Raw genomic sequence first — 16958 nt, 5'->3', positions numbered from 1 at the left:
TTATTTATTCATCAGTTTACCGCCGATGTTTCCTACTGTAGATCCTGCACCAGCACCCGCAAGGTTTCCTGCCTTCATCGCTGTTTGATTTACATTACGAGTAAAGTTTCCTGCACCTCCAGCTTGGATTACCCAACCTGTTACTGTTGGAATTGTGAAGTAGCCAACGATACCGATAATCATAAAGATGATGTACACCGTATTGCTCGTATCGGGTATGTAAGTTGGATCGGCAAGCATTGCTATATCCCGTTCTAAAATGAGGGATTGTATTCTTGCCAACATCGAACTGAACAAATCGGAAACAGGAAGCCACAGGTAAACACTTACATACCTCGTGATCCATTGCGTGAGCGTGGACTGAAATCCGTCCCAAACGGAAATAGCAAAAGCTATTGGCCCCAGTATCGAAAGGACTATCAGGAAAAATGTTCGTATGGTATCAATAACTAAAGCCGCCGCCTGAAAGAGTATTTCCAATAAATTGCGAAACCAATCCTTTATTGCTTTCTCTATCTTGTAGGCTTGCCTGTCCATATACATTCCTGCCATTGTACCAACGTCCGATGGCGACCAGCCCAATTCATCCAGCTTTTTATCAAACTCTTCGTCTGATACCATATAGGCGGTTTCGGGATTTCGTACCATTGCTTCGTATTCCAATTGGTCTTTCTGCTCTTGCAGTTTGTTGAGATCAAGTACCTGGTCTTCGAGTATGGCGTGGGTTCCTGTAACCACCGGGCTTAATACTGCATTAATGGTTCCCAACACGATGGTTGGGAAGAACATTATGCAAAGCCCCAAAGCGAATGGACGCAACAACGGGAACATATCAATAGGTTCTGCTCGACTTAAAGCCTGCCAAACCTTTAATGCCACATAAAACAACGCTCCCAATCCCGCCAATCCCTTAGCTACCGCTGCCATATCGCCTGCAAGCGGCATCATATCGTCATAAAGTGAACGCAGGAGTTCGTGAAGATTATCCCATTCCATTTTTACCAATATTTTTGGTTAGCAGTTCCATAGAGTTCAAGAACCCTTTTGGCATCGTTTTTCTTTTTCGCTCTCAGGTAGCTTACAGAAATGTTCTTATTGGTGTAGTAGCGTACAAGACTGTGGTAATCTTTTACCTCTTTGTACACACGATCAATAATATCCATACGCTCTTTGTCGTTTAGCGAAAGGCTTGAAGAGGTTATAATCTGCTTCAATTCTTTTAGCAGTTCGGTACTTTCATTAAGCAGTGCCGAATAACCATTGCCTATAGCAACCAATTCCTGCGGTGTAAAATTTGGGTCGTTCATCATCTTACCAAAATTCTGAACGTATATTTCGGATACATCGCCAACTAAGAGTACGGTTTGCTGCACCTTTCGGGCATCTTTCACAAGGTTGTTGATCGCTTTTAGCTTGTCGTAATATTCCTTGCCCTGGTCGTACACTTTCTTCACTTCGTTAAAGTTCTTTACGACATTGCTCACGGTGGAAGAAGTCTGTATGATTTCGTTCGCACTGTTGATAATCCCTGAAGCCAGGTTTGCAGGGTCAGTTACTACAAATTGGGCTTTCGCTGACGGTGCTACGGCGAGCATAAGTGCCGTACACACCAGATACAATACTTTTTTCATTGTTTCTGAATTTTAAAATGTTAATGACTATTGATTTATTTTGTCACGCCTTTGCATTGCGATATGCTTGATGGCGAGTTCTACGTTACCGTCGAGTTCAGCAGCAAGCTGCATCACTTCCATTTTTTCGGTTTCCTCGGTCGTGTAAGCGAGGTATTCCTCCAAACTAACTTCGGTGGCATAGACTGCCGAGTGCGTACCACCTAAGCCAATCCAAACCTCTTTGTAAAGGCGGCTTGCATCATTGTTCATATTGATAGAAAGTACCTGACCTTTTTCCTTATCCGTAAGCCCCAACATCGCCTGTATGTCATCGAACTTGTTCATATATTTGCGTTGGTCTAAGAGTATTTTACAATCGGAATTATTGATGATACTTTCTTTCACAATGGGCGACTGGATAATATCATCGACCTCTTGTGTAACGACAATCGCTTCTCCGAAGAATTTCCTAACTGTTTTAAAGAGGTATTTTATGTATTCTGCCATTCCCTCTTTCGCTATCGCTTTCCACGCTTCTTCAATCAGAATGAGTTTGCGGATACCTTTCAGCCTACGCATCTTGTTGATGAAGACTTCCATAATGATGATTGTGACTATGGGAAAGAGGATTTTGTGGTCTTTAATCGCATCAATTTCAAACACGATAAAGCGTTTGGAAAGCAGGTCTAACTGCTTATCGGAGTTCAGTAAATAATCATACTCGCCACCTTTGTAGTAAGGTTCCAGTACGTTGAGAAAATTGGCAATGTCAAAATCTTTTTCTCTTACCTGTTTCTCTTCCAATACTTTACGGTAATCTCCTTTTACATACTCATAGAAGCCGTTGAATGATGGGTAAACATCGTCCGATTTTATTCTTTCGATATATCCACTTACCGCATTGGATAAAGCCACTTCTTCTGAACGGGTTGGCGGTTCATCATCACGTTTCCAGAGTGTGAGTATCAAAGTCTTGACACTTTCTCTCTTTTCAATGTCGAAAACGCCGTCATCGGTATAGAAAGGGTTAAAGGCAATGGGATTGTCTTCTGTATAAGTGAAGTACACACCGTCTTCACCTTTCGTCTTTCCTTTGATGAGTTCACATAAACCCTGATACGAATTACCTGTATCTACCAGCAATACGTGAGCTCCCTGCTCGTAATACTGCCGTACCATATGGTTTGTGAAGAACGATTTACCACTTCCCGAGGGACCAAGTATGAACTTGTTCCTGTTCGTGATAATTCCACGCTTCATCGGTAAATCCGAAATATCTAAATGGATAGGCTTTCCGGTCAAACGGTCGGCCATCTTGATGCCAAATGGCGATGGCGAATTGTGGTAATTGGTTTCTTCTGTAAATAAGCACAAAGCAGGTTCAATAAAAGTGTAAAAACTTTCCTCACTCGGAAAATCGCCTGCATTGCCAGGCATTCCAGCCCAATACAATGTGGCTACATCCGTAGTGTTGTGGCGTGGTTTGCATTCCATCAGTGCCAACGCACTACCACAATCGTTCTTTAACTGTTTCAGTTCCGCAGGGTCATCCGACCACGCCATAATGTTGAAGTGAGCACGAACAGAAGACAGTCCAAAGCTGTGGGCTTCGTTCAGATATTTTTCTATCCACTCTTTGTTAATCTGATTGGCACGGCTGTAACGAGCAAGTGAGTGCATATTCCTTGCGGATTTCTCAAACTTTTGCAGGTTGTCTTCGCTGTTGTCTATAAACAAATATTGGTTGTAGATATGGTTACAGCTTAACAGCAAGCCCACCGGTGCGGCGAATGACAAACGGCAGTCGCTACGGTCGGTAGATAGCTTTTCAAAACGAGTATCGGCAGATACCGTTCCGGGTAGGTCGTCCGTGTCCGAAAGCGTGTGCAGGCTTAACCTTTTGTTCCCGACACGGACTTCTTCTGTTCCGAGTGCGATGTCCTGCATCGGTGTTCCCGCATCCCTCGATAGCGTAAGGTATTGTTCCAGTAATCCCTGCTTTTCGTCAGTTCCGATGATGTCATCTTCGGTAAGGCGTTGCAGCGTTATAAAACCACTATCGTTTACGATACGTTCAAACTGTGTCACCGCTTCCATAAAGCGGTGTATCGGTTCCTTGTTCCTGATTTCCTTTGGTATCAGCGAACCTTTGCAAAGCGATGAAAAATTACTTTGCATACGCATACGCTCTTTGGTTGTCTTGGTTAAAAAGAGGTAGCAGTAATGGTTTAAGAACGGTCGCTCATTGAAATGGCGTTGGTAGGATTTAGCCAAAAAACTTTGGTCTTCCTGTGATAGATCCGGAGCATAATTTTCCTTGATGTACCAATCCTGCTTGTGGACCACGGTAAAATCTGGCAAGGTCTTGATGGCCTTGTGCCAGGCAGAATGAATGGCTTCGTATTCTGCCGAAGCTACGGTAAACAGTTCCGGCAAACGAACCTCAAAGCAGGCGGTAATGTCTGCATCTTTGGAAAGAATGCAGTTGTTTTCTACTGCCAGCAAAGGAAACTTGCTTTCCAATGTGGTGGTCTTTGCTACATTTCTCATACGGCATTCTGTTTAGAAGTGAATTTCAAATAGCGGTTTACAGGCTTGCGACAGATGATGTAGCGGGGATGCCTTTTATTGGCGGCTATCTTCATCAGTCCGTGTTCGCCATACTTTCTGTTCAGTGAAAAGGTCTGCCACACGATTAGGGAAGCACCGCCAGCTCCAAGTATTAGGCAGATGTAAGAGTTTACTCCTGCCATATACAGTATCATCACCAGGATAAGCGTACCGAGAAGTCCGCCAGCGAAGATGAACAGATATTGTGCTTTCAATCCTTTAAATTCCACCGTTCTTCCGATGCCTTTGTTTATGTTGTAACTGTTCATAAAGCAAAGGATTAAAGAAAGAATGAACGCAGGATGGTAGCTGCAACAATCAAGAAGATACACGCACCGAACCAGCTCGCCGCAGTTTTGGATGTATCGGGGTCGCCCGAACTGAATTTGTTGTACACCTTAACACCTCCTATTAGCCCGACCACTGCACCGATGGCGTAAATTAATTGGGTTGCGGGGTCGAAATACGACGTTACCATTTGGGTAGCCTCGTTGATACCTGCTGTACCGTTTCCCTGTGCGAAAGCACCAATTCCTGACAGCATAGCCACGGCTGCCAGCAAAACTTTTTTTCTTTGTTTTTCCATAATTGAAACACATAAATTTGTTACTGTTATCCCACACCTTGTGAGCTTTAGGTACAAAAGTGTTTCAGAAAATGAGGCGGTCTAACAAAGTGGCAGTCAGAGGAATTGTTTGGCGGTGAGTGGCTTTGTAAGAGGTGTTTTTATAACTTAGTCACTTATTTATTTTTAATATGCTAACAATATGATTGATTTTGAAATAGCAGAAATAGAAGCTGCTAATCAATTTGCCCGATTACTCAATCCAAGAGTTGATTTTACAACACCATATATATTTTATTATGATGAAACCAATAATATCAAAACGTTCTATGTAAAAGAAAACGATTTCAATTATACGTTTACAGCTAACTTTGTTTTGGGCGGACTTCTACATCAGGGAGCAGTGTCAGATGTACAACCTTTGATAGATAGCTTTAAATTGCAAAAAACAGCCAAGGAAGTTAAATTCAAACATATCGCATTTGGAGATTTTCTTGATTGTCTCAAATCCCAGAAGTTAAATCTCTTCTTTCGCTTTTTAAAAGATAACGATCTTTATGTCCATTATTCAAGCTTAAATATTCTGTACTGGTCTGTAGTGGATATTGTAGATTCTGCGATAATGAATTCGGACGCAGCTATGCAATTAGGACCTGGATTTGACAATCGAATGAAGAATGACCTGTACAAACTCTGTCGTCTTGAAATAGATGCTGTCGTTCAACTTTTTTATGCTTTCGAATATCCTAATGTTAAACCTGAGAAAATTGTTGATTTCATAGAAGCATTGAGTAGTCTTTTTGAAGCATATCTTGAGTTACCTGAATTTAATTTTGGGTTGGAATCGTTACGGCAGATATTGAAAGAGTCTAAAAAGAAAGGCGAACTAGCTTTTGTTATGGATGAAAAAGATTATGTTCTGCTGGCAGATCTGACACATTTTTATCTTAGACCCATCTACACTTTCAAGAATTCAACTCATATATTCGATAATGAGGATTCCATCCGAGAAGCTTTGAATGAGTATAGAATCCTAGATAAAGGAGTAGAGTTTAAAAACTATTCTTTTGTTGATTCTCAGGATAGCCGTTTGACACAACTATCTGATATTTTCGTTGGTTTCATGGGTAAATATACCAATTACAGGAATACACACAATATGGAAGAAATTAAAGCGGATATCGACTCTTTCTCAGCTTTACAATTAGAAAATATGAAGTTATTTATTGATATTATTATTAAATCAGACCAGAAAAACCCCGCCTTTCTGCACGCAACAGATAGTTATGAAGAGGTAATGAAATTTGGAGAGTTATGCGAGATTATTTCTGGGAAATAACCTAATTAGTATCAGATAACCTAAGGTCAATTATAAAAATAAAGCCGAAGAATTACCCTCGGCTTTATAGAGATAAAATTAAAGTTCTACAATCGAAAGAGTTTGGAGATTTTCTGCCAAATAGTAAGTTTAGGGATTTCTTGAACAACAGGTTCTTTTTTTGGAATATCTGGCATTTCAAAATATTCTTCTTTATGTTTTAGATCGTTTTCTCTACCTAAATGGATTTCTCTTTCTGTCCAACGACCAGCAAACTCAACTTTATTGTTCCTTATCCAGTAGTGGGACTGACATTCAAAATTCCAATTGCCTATAGAGGGGTGAAGCGTAACTGCTTTACCGTTAAAAGTCAGTTTCCAATCTGTCGGAGATAACGGGGTCACCACTTCATTACCGCATCCGCATACACATTTGTGTATTGCAGTACAGTATTCTATTGATACATACAAAACGCCCTCCTCAACCTTTTCAGGAATGAACTCAACAAATTTATGGTGTAACATCCTCATTGAAAATTTTAGACACACTAATGGAATATGAGCTGTGATATTCATTTTCCAGATCAACATAAATTCCAGATAACTTCTTCCATTTCAGGATAGCAAAAACAGCATTTAATGCATTCAGTTCAGCTACCTGAATGTTGGTAGCGTATTCATTATTATCAGAGTCTTCCGAAAAAATGCGGAGGGGCAGATGATCATTTTTATCACGAGAAGCAGAAGTAACCCTTACAGCACCTGTAAGTTTATCATCAACTACGTTAACCCCTAGACCTACATCGGAAAAAGCGACATCTACACTTACCAAATAATCCGTTATTATCTTCCTTACGGCATTCTTGTCTACACATACAAATACATAATCCATTTGATCCAACTCTTGTAAGTTCTCTTTCTTTACATAGTAGTCATGCCCATGGATATACTTGCGCATGTTTGAATACAACTTTTGATAATAAGACACCTTTCTCGGGTTTTCGTACAGATCATTCATTGACGCTGCACCGGGAGAACGGAAAGCATTGTGCTGGTCAAAGGTGTCCCCATCGTATATATGGATTTCTTTTACCGGAGTTTTAGCTACCAAATCCAGAATATATGCTCCAGTACCGCCCAGCCCAATAATTGCTATTTTCTGCCTTTCTAACTTTGCATTAATCATTTCGATGTTTGCGCGGCTGGAATTGGTGTCAATATATTCAAATACTGTTTCATTACCACTGTCCGGTATGACCTTAAAAGTCTTTTCCGTAACTGAAGGGTCCAGATATTTAGCAGGTGCGGAAATGATGTCTGCATACCTCTTGACTTTTTCATAGTAGTTCGGATATCCAGCAGCAGGCTTATTTGAAAAAGATCTGTTTACCGTAACCTGATGGTTTAGTACAGAAGTAGTATTGCTATGCTGGATTGCTGTAATGACTGTACCATCAATTTCACAGGGGTTATCCCCAATAAAATGTATAACATGGTTATCCGGAGTTCCCGTTCGTTCATTACAACTTAATGTAAGCGTAGTTACCAATATTCCATATTGGATTTGATTGTTTTGATCTACAAAGGGTATATGATGGATAAGTAAATATCCACCACGTACCTCGATCTCATAACCTTCGTCTCTTAGACGTTTAAGGTCAGGACTATGATTTATCAGTTGCTGTGACATCGAAGATCATTTTATTTTTTACACGAACAATCGAACCTTTAACCATTGTGCCTTCCGGTTTTGGTTCCCAACCTCTGCTATAAGTAACCGTATAACCCTTGTTTGGGTTATTATCGTATGATCCGAAAGCCAACACAACCAACTGCTCAAAAGAGATGTGTGCTTCTTTCCAAGTATGTGGACGAGCATTCACAATGATTGTAAACTCCGTTGGTCTAGGCTTAGAGAAAAACTTCTCTTTACCCGGACGAGCTAAATCAACGACTTCATCATCTAATATTTGATCGTCTTGCCAACCTTCCTTGATGTCAAGGAAGATATCATCTTCAACAGGTATATTACCCAGTTCTCTGATTTGAGCACCTCTGATGTATTGCTTATACCAAGTAAAGGGCTTGTCATTAATGAAAAACTGAAGCTTTTTCTTTACAAAGAAATACTCGGTTTCAGGTCGAGCCAAGTTAACTTGTTTCTCATTTTCAATAAGCTCATCCTGATAAGGTTTGCTAATTGACAAAAACAACTCGGTATCTAAAGGTATCCCAGCAAGCTGTTTTAATTCTGCTCCTGTTTTGTACTGGTCAAAGGCTTCATACTCTTTACCTTCTATTACAAATGTTAGAGGTGCTTTTGGATTTTGGGAATGTGATTCCCCTTCATGTTTATTTGAATTCATCTTGAATTTAAATTGATATTAATTAATATTTAATTGCTTATTGCTTATCATTTCGGCAATAAATAGGGCGTACCCTGCGATAGTTTAATTCTGATGCAATTGAAATTTTATACTATTAATACCAAGCCCCACTACCTGAATTGTACCGGCAGGAGGTTTAAAATCACGAAAAGCTTGTTTATTTCAAATAAAGGAGGTAGTTTTGAAGTGCAAAAACATTACTACCAAGAGCCTTGCAAGGGCTTTTGTTTCCTTTAAGGAATCAAGCCAGGTGATTTTCGCCTGGTTTTTTATTTTCTTACCCGCCTCTTTCTCATTAAAATTTTGTGTCTTTTACTGATTTTGGATCGTTTCCGGGTTTAACAGTGTCACTATCTCTAATTGGTCCACCATTTGGGCGATGTATTCTAACTTCTCCTCCGCCATTATTTGATGAAAACTGTTTTGCTAGTTGTTCAGCTTGCTTTTGAGTACTGGCAATTGCTGAAGCTTTCTTGCCGCCTTCCTTCTGGACATTCCATCCGTCTTGCCCTTTTTTTTGTGTTACATGGTAATTTGCCATAATTATATGTTTTTTTAAATTCTTAAATTAAACTCTTGGTATAATTCGAGCTGCAGTTTTGATGTCAACCGCCTGGACTCCAAGCGACTGTAGCATTTGTCGCATGTCATTAAATACTGGTTTCTCACTATTAGGATCTGAAATTGTTAGTATTGCTGTAAATGGTACACCCGCAGCTGGTATAGTTACACCATCTCTTGACAAGTACTCTACATCTAGTTTCCATTCTGTCGATGGTCCAACTCCTCGGGGGAAAGTTTTTTCATAAACTTTCACTGGACTCCATTTGAAAGAATGTTCAATCTGATCTTTCTCATATAAACTTCCGTCACCATCTTCTGGCGTATAAATTGCATTCAACCTTCCTTTATAGTTACCATTATTTTGTAGCTGTCTCAGAGCTGCGTCGATATTTATTCTGACAAACTCAGATCCAAATCTGTAATCAAATCTTGGAGTGCTTACAATGGTGAGTTTTGCGTGCCCAAAGCATTTACCATCCCTTACTAAACTTGACGGCCATGAAAATTTAAAACTCATTTTATGGCCACTTATGGCTCGGTTTGCAAATACTAATGTTATTGCAGATGAATTTCCGTTCAAAATGTCTTCAGAACCATCCGGCATACCGAATCCAACCAAGTGTTTGGAGACATTTCTCAAATTTTTGTCGTTGAGGGACTCTGGCAATACAGCATGATGGATTCCAAGAGCGATTAGTGTTTCCCTTGAAACTATACCTTCAATCGAATGATCAAGACTTGCTAAAGTCTTTGCTACATTAGGAGCTGCGTAACTAGTTCCGCAACCATCTACAATATTACTCGTTGGGTCTAAAGATAGAAGACCATGTCCTAAAGTTGGGTGACTAGTCCCAGAACCACCAATATGAGCAAAATCAGGTTTGAGTCCTACTCGTAGTCCAGGTCCTCGACAACTGTAACTGCTTAGAGCATAAGGAACAACACCTTCAAGATGCGGAGGGTTTAAAGCTGAAACACTAATATTACGACAGCTTTCAGCTGGTTTTTTAATAGCGTCATTTCTCGAAGAAGCTAATATTTTTAATGCATCGAAATGATCCACAGGCCATTCTTTTCTAATATCTCTAGGATGCGTATTACCCGCCGAAATAACAAAAACGACATCGTTTTCTTCTGCAATTTTGTCCAAAATTTGTGCAGGAACGCTATAGCCTGTAGTTGATGCATGCTCTTCTATATTCAGGCTGAAATTAAATATTCGAACTCCAGTTCTAGCTTTTAATTCCTGAACAGCAGTTTCAAGTTCATTAAAAAATTCTAGAGGTTTTGAATAGTACGAGCTATATCTATCAGCACGAGGTAATATATCAAGATCTATAATTTTACAACCATCAATTTCCCTGCAAATAGCCTTTCCATTTAATTGTTGGCCAAATATTGCTAATCCAGCTATAAAAGTACCGTGATTTTCGTCTTTGTCCATGCTGCTAATTAATCCCCAACGATCTTCTATCCAGTCACCATAAACATCTGAAACACCTCCGTCTACAACGCATATTTTTGGATATGAGCCTTTATGATCAGGAGCAAGAACAGTAAAGTTTTCACCTTTGACCTGAGACTTGACAGTTGAGCTTTGTGTAATGATAGGAGGAAGAGTAACTTTTTTTACCAATGGATGATTTCCCAAATATTCTAATAATTCGTTATGTCTCTCCAAGTTTAGGTCAATAGATTTTTTCTCTCCTGATTTGCCTGCTGTTGATGATGAGTAAAGCTGTATTACGGGAGTTGAATCGGTTTTTTCTAATTTGACACCAAACACAACAGATGAGCCTTGACCGGTAGTAATTCTTGACACAAATAAGCCTGTGCCTAAAATGGTTAGCCCTCCAAAAAAGCTATCAAACAAATCGAATTTGTATTTACTTAGTAAATCCCAATCTTGCCTCGCCGGAGGAGCTTCAAACAATTCTACCATATACGAACCGCCAGTTTGAGGATTAGATAGCCATTTTACGGCTTCTTTAACAGAAAAATTTCTTTTGTCACTTGCAGTATATGGGCTAATTCCTTCAATTGCACCGACTTCACTTCTTAATCTTGAAGGATTAGGTTCATTCTTCCCATTCTTTTCTTTATATCTTGTTTCGGGTTCAGCCTGTCCAACTTTAGTATTTATTTTATCAATACTTTCTGGCGTCAGTTCGACAAATAATTCTCCCAAATCTCCAGCTCCAATTATAGGAGCAACATCCCTTTTAAAAACTTGTGAAGTTGGACGATGACTTTTTGCTAATGCCGTTTGCTTTAATGTAACTTTCGCATAAGAAACCTTAGCAAAACTATTTACCAATTGCATGCTCTTTATCTCACTAAGCTGATTTTGAATATTATCTCGATGCTCGATGAATTCAGTATCATTTCCGGCAAAAAAGTCTTTAGAACCACCGCCTCCATTATTTTCTAATGCCTCGATAAAAGCATCGCTATTTAATACTATTTGAACAGGACTATTTGCCATAACTTATATTTTTTCAGAATCTTTAAATTTCGATAGCTGCTTACTCAAAGTTGACGGGGTCATTCCGAACAATGATGCCAGATCTTTCTGTTTAAAAGAGTAAACCTTATCGTTTAACAGCATGTTTATAAAATCTTCATCACTGTGAACCATAACATTTCTCTTTTTTGTGTCTACCCTTCCAGAGTTGAGCACAGCAAATTGCTTCATTACTTCTACGATATTGCTTTTCTTTTCTAAGACAAAAGCTCTCTTTAGCCATTTCGAAAGCATTTCTGCATCAGCACCTGATGAACCATCAAGGCACCATGCTAAAAATTTAATCTCACTTTCATTAAATTCTAAAGGCGTAATAAAATTCTTGAGTAATTGAATCATTACTTCGGGAGAAGGTTTAGGAATTTCAACCTGTATATCAAACCTTCTCCAAATAGCGGGATCAAGAAGACTTTCATGGTTGGTTACACCAATGGTAAAACCTTTTTCATGACGCGAATCTAGACTTTGCAACAACGTATTGACTACTCTTTTTACTTCACCAACCTCCTGTGGATCGTTACGGAGTTTAGCAATTGCATCAAACTCATCAAGAAGTAAGATGCATTTATACCTATTAGCAAAAGCGAACAGATTACCAATATTTCGAGATGTAGTTCCTAAATACGAAGACATAAGCCCTTCTAACCTTGCCAGTACTACAGGTAGTCCAATTTGTTTTGCAATCCACTTTGCTAAATGTGTTTTACCAGTTCCTGGCGCACCATAAATTAAGCAGGAACTAGCAGGGGTAGCATTAATTTCTAAAAGTTGATCGAATTTACTCCATTCATTTACAATTGAGTGAATAGCAAGCTGGATATTACCATCAAACATTGGGGCTTTTTCTGGTAGATCATCAGGGAAAAAAATCTCTGCCAATGGTGTTGATGTCTCCTTATCTACAGGGATCGATGTCTTAGGAGTTACTTCCTCGCCTTTTAAAACAACGAAAGATCTTTGGATTTTACTTGGAGACATGTCAAGCGATGATTCAGAAGCAGTCAACAAAGCCTCCAATGACTTTGCCTCTTTAGCAAACCCATCTTTTTCCAGACTTTCTTTTAATCTTCTAATTTGATGCGTGACAGCTTCATTCGGCGTTGCCAATGCGGATCTGCTTAGAGCTTGTACTATACTGAAATATTTGAGCATTTGCTTATTTGTTTCTTAAGTTATAAATGCAAATATAGTAATAAATTTCCAAAACAAGATTTTTATTTCCATTTTTTAATATAAATTTCCAAAAAAATATTTTAGTTTCTATTTTCTATTAAAAATAAGTTTAACGACATGAAAGTGAGTATGTTTCATGAATATTAATAAATGGGGAGCATTGCAAATAGAAAAGGGAGCTTGCTATCAAACAAACTCCCAATGTCAAAATTCTCCAAAATCATTTTCCACAAAACAAAAGAATAAACTTCAGTTTCAAAGAAAAGGTAACTGCCCAATAGCTAGCTTTTTAGCATGCTGAATTCACATTCTGCGACCTTTTCTTTTGCTGAATTCACTTTCCTCTTGCTTTGTACTAGTGGATTTTTTTTGCTCAGTTTTAATTTCTTGTCCATTGTTACGCTTTACAGTTTCCGCAAAACGGGTCTGATGCCACGGTATTACTTTGGCTTCAAATTGCAGTTGCACTCCATTTTTTTTTAAATAGTCCGAAGTATTCAGGTCACTTGTCTTATTCTGCCCAATTGGGTCAAGGGTACGTTTGCCGGGAATTTGTACAACAATAAGGTCTTTGGGAATCTCCTTGACATTGAGGCTCACTTCCTGAAAGGTATGTGTCCCTTGATTGTACGGAATTGTATAGGTGTCGTCTTTGTACGAATAATAATGTTTGAGTTCGGAAAAGATGATGCCCCGTGACCAGATATCATCTTTAGGGTGCAATTTGTCATTGAATAAGTCAATATAGAAGGTATGCCCCGCAATATCTATCGTTGGAATAATACCTTTGTAAGCAATTTTATCGAACGCATCCTGATCAACCATTAGTTTGAAATCGTCCATAGCATCGATTTTGTCTTCTGAAATGTTATGCTTTTTTGCCATTCCGATCGGGTCAAGTTTTACAAAGTCAGGTATCTCTGCCAATTTTGCTCCCGGTTCGGCGTACGTTGTCAAGCCCTTAGTGTTTGGGCTATACCAAAATCTGTAACCTTGTACTGCTTTTTCTTCCATATCGGATAGAGAAATTACATTTTTCGGATTGGCTTTTTCACGGAGTTCCAATTGATTTACATCCACTATAAATTCTGTTCCGAATACTTTATGTGTCGGAAGTCCCCTTTGTGTATCCGTGGGTATCTTATACAGATTGTCCTTTGGTTGGTTGACAATATATTCTTCTTTTGGTTGTAGCTGTTCAGCGACATTACGTTTTATATGCTCAATCACATTGGTATCTATCCACGGCAGGGTACGCGCTTCAAAGTGCATTTGTTTCACATCCTGATCAGTTAGGCTATTATCATGCTTTCTATTCCATCCCACTATATCCAATTCATACTGATTGGGAAACTGCACTATGATAATATCAGTAGGCAGTTCGGTCATTTTAGAAACATCGTCCTGTTGAAATTCGCGTTTTGTTGGATTATAGGGAATAACAAATGCCCGTCTGTCACGATCATAGTAGTCTTTTATTTCAGTAAAGTCTATGCCTTTGGATATAAAGTCGTCCTTTGGCCGTAGTTTGTTCATGCGTAAATCCACATAGAATGTATGACCTGCAATATCAATAGTAGGTAGTATGCCTTTATTCAAACGCAGATCAAGCAAACTGCCCGGTTCTATATTAGTATTTGGCAATCCATTTTCCATATTTTCTTATTTTAAAAGACAAAGGAAAGTCTATACAAACTCCCCAATGTCAAAATCACTCAAATCACTTTTCCGCAAAGTGGAAGAACTGTCTTCCGTTTCAGATGAAAGGGTGCTATCCAAAAGCTCGGCTATTCTTCGGGAAGCATCTTCCATAGAATTTTCCAATAGGCTGAATAATTCGGTTCCCTGTATTTTTTGAACTATGGCTATCGCTGTTTCCTTTTGGGCTGGTTCCAATTCTTCTTTTTGGAGCAACACCCCCACGGAGCTTAGTTCTTCAAAGGTAACCCCTTGGGCAAAACCGTCATCACCACCGGATATTCCGTACCTGTTCCATTCTTCTTCCTCTTCTTCCAAATCAGGTATCTTTCTGAAAACTTCGTCCAGCTCTTCCTGCGGAATTTGAATACCTACGTTTTCATTTTCGTCGTATTCAATGTCTAAATTAGCAGGGTTTATCTCCGGTTCCTGAATTTGGCGTTCAGTGGCAGTGTTTGGCACTGAAAGGCGTTCTACGGGTTTTGGTTGGCCCATAATATCGGGCAGGTTCGGATTGACTTTCTTCTGCGGAGGTTCTTGTTTCGACCTTTTATGAATGACAATCTTATCCTGCAATAGCAGTACAATGACAATCAGCAGGCATATCACAATTACTATTTCCATAGCTACAAAATGGGTTTAAAATGGTCGTTGAAATAATCGGTAATATCGTCCCCGTACTCTCTGAAATGATGTTCAAGAATGTTGTCAATGTAAGAGTAAAGCGTTGTTCTTTCCTCTCTTGTCAGTTGCACGATGCGGAGCAATCTTTCGTGGTATTCAGGGCGTATGTAAACTACCTTGCCGTTACGCCCCGATGGAAACCGATTGACCAAAAATGTTTCCTCGTAGTCCGCTTTCTTTGATGAACTGTTACGGGCTTTTTCCCTGGGCTTTGTTTCCTTTGGTACATCCTGCTTTTTGTTATTGCTCGGTGGAGCAACAGGCTCATCGCCGCTTATGACGTTCATAAGGTATTCCTCATCAACATTGGGCTTTTCAAAATCGTTGTTTTTGTTATCTGAAGCCATACTTTACTATTTTTATAGATGAGTGATTTTTAAAAATTCCTCGACAAACAAATCCATTTTAGTTGCTTTCATTAACTGTGGTTCGGCAGGCAGCAAACTTGACCGGAATACATAACTACCTGTATCGTCTGTTTCCTTTCGGAAACGCTTGCTATCCATTATCCTTGTTTCCATTATGGGCAGGTTGAGTTCCTTGATGACACTTTGATACACATCATACAAACCTGTTTTTTCCCTGCCGTCCACCTGGTTCCAAAACAGCCACATCTCTTGTTCGGGATTGCCCTCGTCCGTTTGGGGAAGTCCGAGAAAGGCTTTGGTAAAGCCCAATGTACTTTCCACTACCAAACGGTCGGCAGTAATGGGCGAAAAGATGAAGTCCATTTTTTTTAAAGTGGTCAAAACGCCTTTAGTATTGGCTGTTCCCGGCAGGTCGAAGAAGATCACATCTGGCACAACCGCCGACTGGCTTCTGTATTCCGATGCTTTCTCCAGAGCCGTTTCAGCTTTACATTTAATAATCGGGTACGCTTTTTTGTTGATTGCTTGAAACTGCTTCATTGCCGCTTTTTTATGGTAGTCGTTCTGCATTATGGTTCTCTTATCCCGTTCACGCATATTGGTCAGGCTGTGTTGCGGAAAGTCGCAGTCCATCACCAGCACATTAAAACCTAAACGGTAGTGAAGCACACTTGCCAGTAAAGTGGTCATTGTAGATTTTCCCACACCGCCTTTTTGGGTGGAGAAGCTGATTTTTAAAGTTTTCTTTGTTGTTTCCATTATTTAAAAATTTATTGTTACACACTTTATTTGTTTTGCAGGATTGAATATTGGTTTATCTGATTATTACCTCATTCCTATATTCCTGCATTCCCTTTTGGGTACTTTCCTGCATAGGTATCTGCTTTCATTTTTGCCTTGTAAGGCACATTCTTTAGCAAGTGGCAAAACTTGCAACAGGTAAATTGCTTTACCGCTTTTATGCTTTTACACTTTTATTGTTTTATGCTTTTAAAACCCTATGCTTTTATTCCAAACCGCTTGTTTGCAAACCTGATTTTCTTCTTTGTTTAGATACATTTTTTACTACCTGCACTAAAATTATACGGCAAATAAAGCGATTGATTTGCCCGCTGATTGCGGTGTGGCAGTGTTTGGCGTTCAAAGGCAGTGTTTGGCACTGCTATACAGTACAATGCTTTCGTAAACAGGGCTTTACTTTGTACAATGATTTTTATTAATGGATTTATGCAAAATTCTTTTGACAAATCGGAGGGCAACGGGAACGGCATCGAGCCGTTTTTCCCTGTTACATTTAATCCGTCCCGCAGGGCGGATTTTTGTGTTCTACAGAACACGGCAAGTTGTGTTTTGAGCATCTCGGAATGATTTCCGATGCTCAAAACAACTTGCCCTTTGCAGGGGGCAGAAAACACCTTCCGAAGTCAGGGTTTTGTATGGATTTTAAAATGGATT

17 protein-coding genes are annotated in these 16958 nt (G+C 39.4%); 1 reads left to right on the top strand and 16 read right to left on the bottom strand.

Annotated features, from left to right (window positions below):
• Genes traJ through BCY91_RS05970 form a run of 5 tightly spaced genes read right to left on the bottom strand, consistent with a single transcriptional unit; the run spans position 1 to position 4809 of the window.
• On the bottom strand, positions 1 to 996 hold the full coding sequence (traJ, locus tag BCY91_RS05990; protein ID WP_120181099.1) for a conjugative transposon protein TraJ: 996 nt from the start codon (positions 994 to 996) through the stop codon (positions 1 to 3).
• Positions 997 to 998: 2 nt separating this feature from the next.
• Positions 999 to 1631, bottom strand: a complete 633-nt coding sequence (locus BCY91_RS05985; RefSeq protein WP_050378373.1) for a DUF4141 domain-containing protein — start codon at positions 1629 to 1631, stop codon at positions 999 to 1001.
• A gap of 27 nt (positions 1632 to 1658) precedes the next feature.
• On the bottom strand, positions 1659 to 4163 hold the full coding sequence (locus BCY91_RS05980; protein ID WP_078704237.1) for a TraG family conjugative transposon ATPase: 2505 nt from the start codon (positions 4161 to 4163) through the stop codon (positions 1659 to 1661).
• Positions 4160 to 4492: a DUF4133 domain-containing protein gene (locus BCY91_RS05975; RefSeq protein ID WP_078704236.1), complete on the bottom strand. Its 333-nt coding sequence runs from the start codon at positions 4490 to 4492 to the stop codon at positions 4160 to 4162. Before BCY91_RS05975 ends, BCY91_RS05980 begins: the two co-directional genes overlap by 4 nt.
• Before the next feature lie 11 nt (positions 4493 to 4503).
• On the bottom strand, positions 4504 to 4809 hold the full coding sequence (locus BCY91_RS05970) for a DUF4134 domain-containing protein (protein ID WP_026706465.1): 306 nt from the start codon (positions 4807 to 4809) through the stop codon (positions 4504 to 4506).
• 181 nt (positions 4810 to 4990) lie between these two features.
• On the opposite strand from BCY91_RS05970, the gene BCY91_RS05965 reads away from it, so the two are divergent.
• Complete coding sequence (locus BCY91_RS05965; RefSeq protein ID WP_120181098.1) at positions 4991 to 6127, top strand: DUF3800 domain-containing protein; 1137 nt, start codon at positions 4991 to 4993, stop codon at positions 6125 to 6127.
• 86 nt (positions 6128 to 6213) lie between these two features.
• Here BCY91_RS05965 and BCY91_RS05960 read toward each other — a convergent pair whose 3' ends face one another.
• From BCY91_RS05960 to BCY91_RS17485, 11 genes are all read right to left on the bottom strand, one after another.
• Positions 6214 to 6630, bottom strand: a complete 417-nt coding sequence (locus BCY91_RS05960) for a DUF6527 family protein (protein ID WP_228429325.1) — start codon at positions 6628 to 6630, stop codon at positions 6214 to 6216.
• A complete protein-coding gene (locus BCY91_RS05955; protein ID WP_055134006.1) occupies positions 6617 to 7795 on the bottom strand; it encodes a ThiF family adenylyltransferase in 1179 nt (392 codons plus the stop codon). Before BCY91_RS05955 ends, BCY91_RS05960 begins: the two co-directional genes overlap by 14 nt.
• Complete coding sequence (locus tag BCY91_RS05950) at positions 7770 to 8471, bottom strand: multiubiquitin domain-containing protein (protein WP_078704233.1); 702 nt, start codon at positions 8469 to 8471, stop codon at positions 7770 to 7772. The genes BCY91_RS05955 and BCY91_RS05950 overlap by 26 nt, the downstream gene beginning before the upstream one ends.
• Before the next feature lie 316 nt (positions 8472 to 8787).
• On the bottom strand, positions 8788 to 9033 hold the full coding sequence (locus tag BCY91_RS05945) for a DUF2188 domain-containing protein (RefSeq protein WP_078704232.1): 246 nt from the start codon (positions 9031 to 9033) through the stop codon (positions 8788 to 8790).
• A gap of 27 nt (positions 9034 to 9060) precedes the next feature.
• Entirely contained in the window at positions 9061 to 11541 is a 2481-nt protein-coding gene (locus BCY91_RS05940; protein ID WP_120181097.1) for a S8 family peptidase, read from the bottom strand.
• Positions 11542 to 11544: 3 nt separating this feature from the next.
• Positions 11545 to 12732, bottom strand: coding sequence for an AAA family ATPase (locus BCY91_RS05935; protein ID WP_120181096.1), 1188 nt, complete (start codon positions 12730 to 12732; stop codon positions 11545 to 11547).
• Between the two features lie 324 nt (positions 12733 to 13056).
• On the bottom strand, positions 13057 to 14409 hold the full coding sequence (locus BCY91_RS05930) for a hypothetical protein (RefSeq protein WP_078704229.1): 1353 nt from the start codon (positions 14407 to 14409) through the stop codon (positions 13057 to 13059).
• Between the two features lie 30 nt (positions 14410 to 14439).
• Positions 14440 to 15075 carry a conjugal transfer protein TraD gene (locus BCY91_RS05925; protein ID WP_078704228.1) on the bottom strand — a complete coding sequence of 212 codons (636 nt, stop codon included), beginning with the start codon at positions 15073 to 15075 and terminating at the stop codon, positions 14440 to 14442.
• 2 nt (positions 15076 to 15077) lie between these two features.
• Positions 15078 to 15482 (bottom strand): DUF3408 domain-containing protein, encoded by a 405-nt coding sequence (locus BCY91_RS05920; protein ID WP_078704227.1) that lies wholly within the window; start codon positions 15480 to 15482, stop codon positions 15078 to 15080.
• 12 nt (positions 15483 to 15494) lie between these two features.
• Positions 15495 to 16262 (bottom strand): ParA family protein, encoded by a 768-nt coding sequence (locus BCY91_RS05915; RefSeq protein WP_120180741.1) that lies wholly within the window; start codon positions 16260 to 16262, stop codon positions 15495 to 15497.
• Between the two features lie 290 nt (positions 16263 to 16552).
• Positions 16553 to 16861, bottom strand: a complete 309-nt coding sequence (locus BCY91_RS17485) for a hypothetical protein (protein WP_131829027.1) — start codon at positions 16859 to 16861, stop codon at positions 16553 to 16555.
• Between the last annotated feature and the right edge of the window lie 97 nt (positions 16862 to 16958).

It is taken from the genome of Pelobium manganitolerans (assembly GCF_003609575.1).
GTDB classification, from domain to species: domain Bacteria; phylum Bacteroidota; class Bacteroidia; order Sphingobacteriales; family Sphingobacteriaceae; genus Pseudopedobacter; species Pseudopedobacter manganitolerans.
The sequence above is the reverse complement of the archived record's forward strand: the minus strand, read 5'-3'. Positions and strand labels throughout refer to the sequence as shown.

What these genes read in the sequence shown, in the direction of transcription:
- BCY91_RS05970 (WP_026706465.1), bottom strand. Translation starts at nt 4,809, where the DNA reads ATGGAAAAACAAAGAAAAAAAGTTTTGCTGGCAGCCGTGGCTATGCTG.
- BCY91_RS05925 (WP_078704228.1), bottom strand. Translation starts at nt 15,075, where the DNA reads ATGGAAATAGTAATTGTGATATGCCTGCTGATTGTCATTGTACTGCTA.
- BCY91_RS05945 (WP_078704232.1), bottom strand. Translation starts at nt 9,033, where the DNA reads ATGGCAAATTACCATGTAACACAAAAAAAAGGGCAAGACGGATGGAAT.
- BCY91_RS05950 (WP_078704233.1), bottom strand. Translation starts at nt 8,471, where the DNA reads ATGAATTCAAATAAACATGAAGGGGAATCACATTCCCAAAATCCAAAA.
- traJ (WP_120181099.1), bottom strand. Translation starts at nt 996, where the DNA reads ATGGAATGGGATAATCTTCACGAACTCCTGCGTTCACTTTATGACGAT.
- BCY91_RS05955 (WP_055134006.1), bottom strand. Translation starts at nt 7,795, where the DNA reads ATGTCACAGCAACTGATAAATCATAGTCCTGACCTTAAACGTCTAAGA.
- BCY91_RS05985 (WP_050378373.1), bottom strand. Translation starts at nt 1,631, where the DNA reads ATGAAAAAAGTATTGTATCTGGTGTGTACGGCACTTATGCTCGCCGTA.
- BCY91_RS05965 (WP_120181098.1), top strand. Translation starts at nt 4,991, where the DNA reads ATGATTGATTTTGAAATAGCAGAAATAGAAGCTGCTAATCAATTTGCC.
- BCY91_RS05960 (WP_228429325.1), bottom strand. Translation starts at nt 6,630, where the DNA reads ATGTTACACCATAAATTTGTTGAGTTCATTCCTGAAAAGGTTGAGGAG.
- BCY91_RS05940 (WP_120181097.1), bottom strand. Translation starts at nt 11,541, where the DNA reads ATGGCAAATAGTCCTGTTCAAATAGTATTAAATAGCGATGCTTTTATC.
- BCY91_RS05915 (WP_120180741.1), bottom strand. Translation starts at nt 16,262, where the DNA reads ATGGAAACAACAAAGAAAACTTTAAAAATCAGCTTCTCCACCCAAAAA.
- BCY91_RS05930 (WP_078704229.1), bottom strand. Translation starts at nt 14,409, where the DNA reads ATGGAAAATGGATTGCCAAATACTAATATAGAACCGGGCAGTTTGCTT.
- BCY91_RS05980 (WP_078704237.1), bottom strand. Translation starts at nt 4,163, where the DNA reads ATGAGAAATGTAGCAAAGACCACCACATTGGAAAGCAAGTTTCCTTTG.
- BCY91_RS05935 (WP_120181096.1), bottom strand. Translation starts at nt 12,732, where the DNA reads ATGCTCAAATATTTCAGTATAGTACAAGCTCTAAGCAGATCCGCATTG.
- BCY91_RS05975 (WP_078704236.1), bottom strand. Translation starts at nt 4,492, where the DNA reads ATGAACAGTTACAACATAAACAAAGGCATCGGAAGAACGGTGGAATTT.
- BCY91_RS05920 (WP_078704227.1), bottom strand. Translation starts at nt 15,482, where the DNA reads ATGGCTTCAGATAACAAAAACAACGATTTTGAAAAGCCCAATGTTGAT.
- BCY91_RS17485 (WP_131829027.1), bottom strand. Translation starts at nt 16,861, where the DNA reads ATGCTCAAAACACAACTTGCCGTGTTCTGTAGAACACAAAAATCCGCC.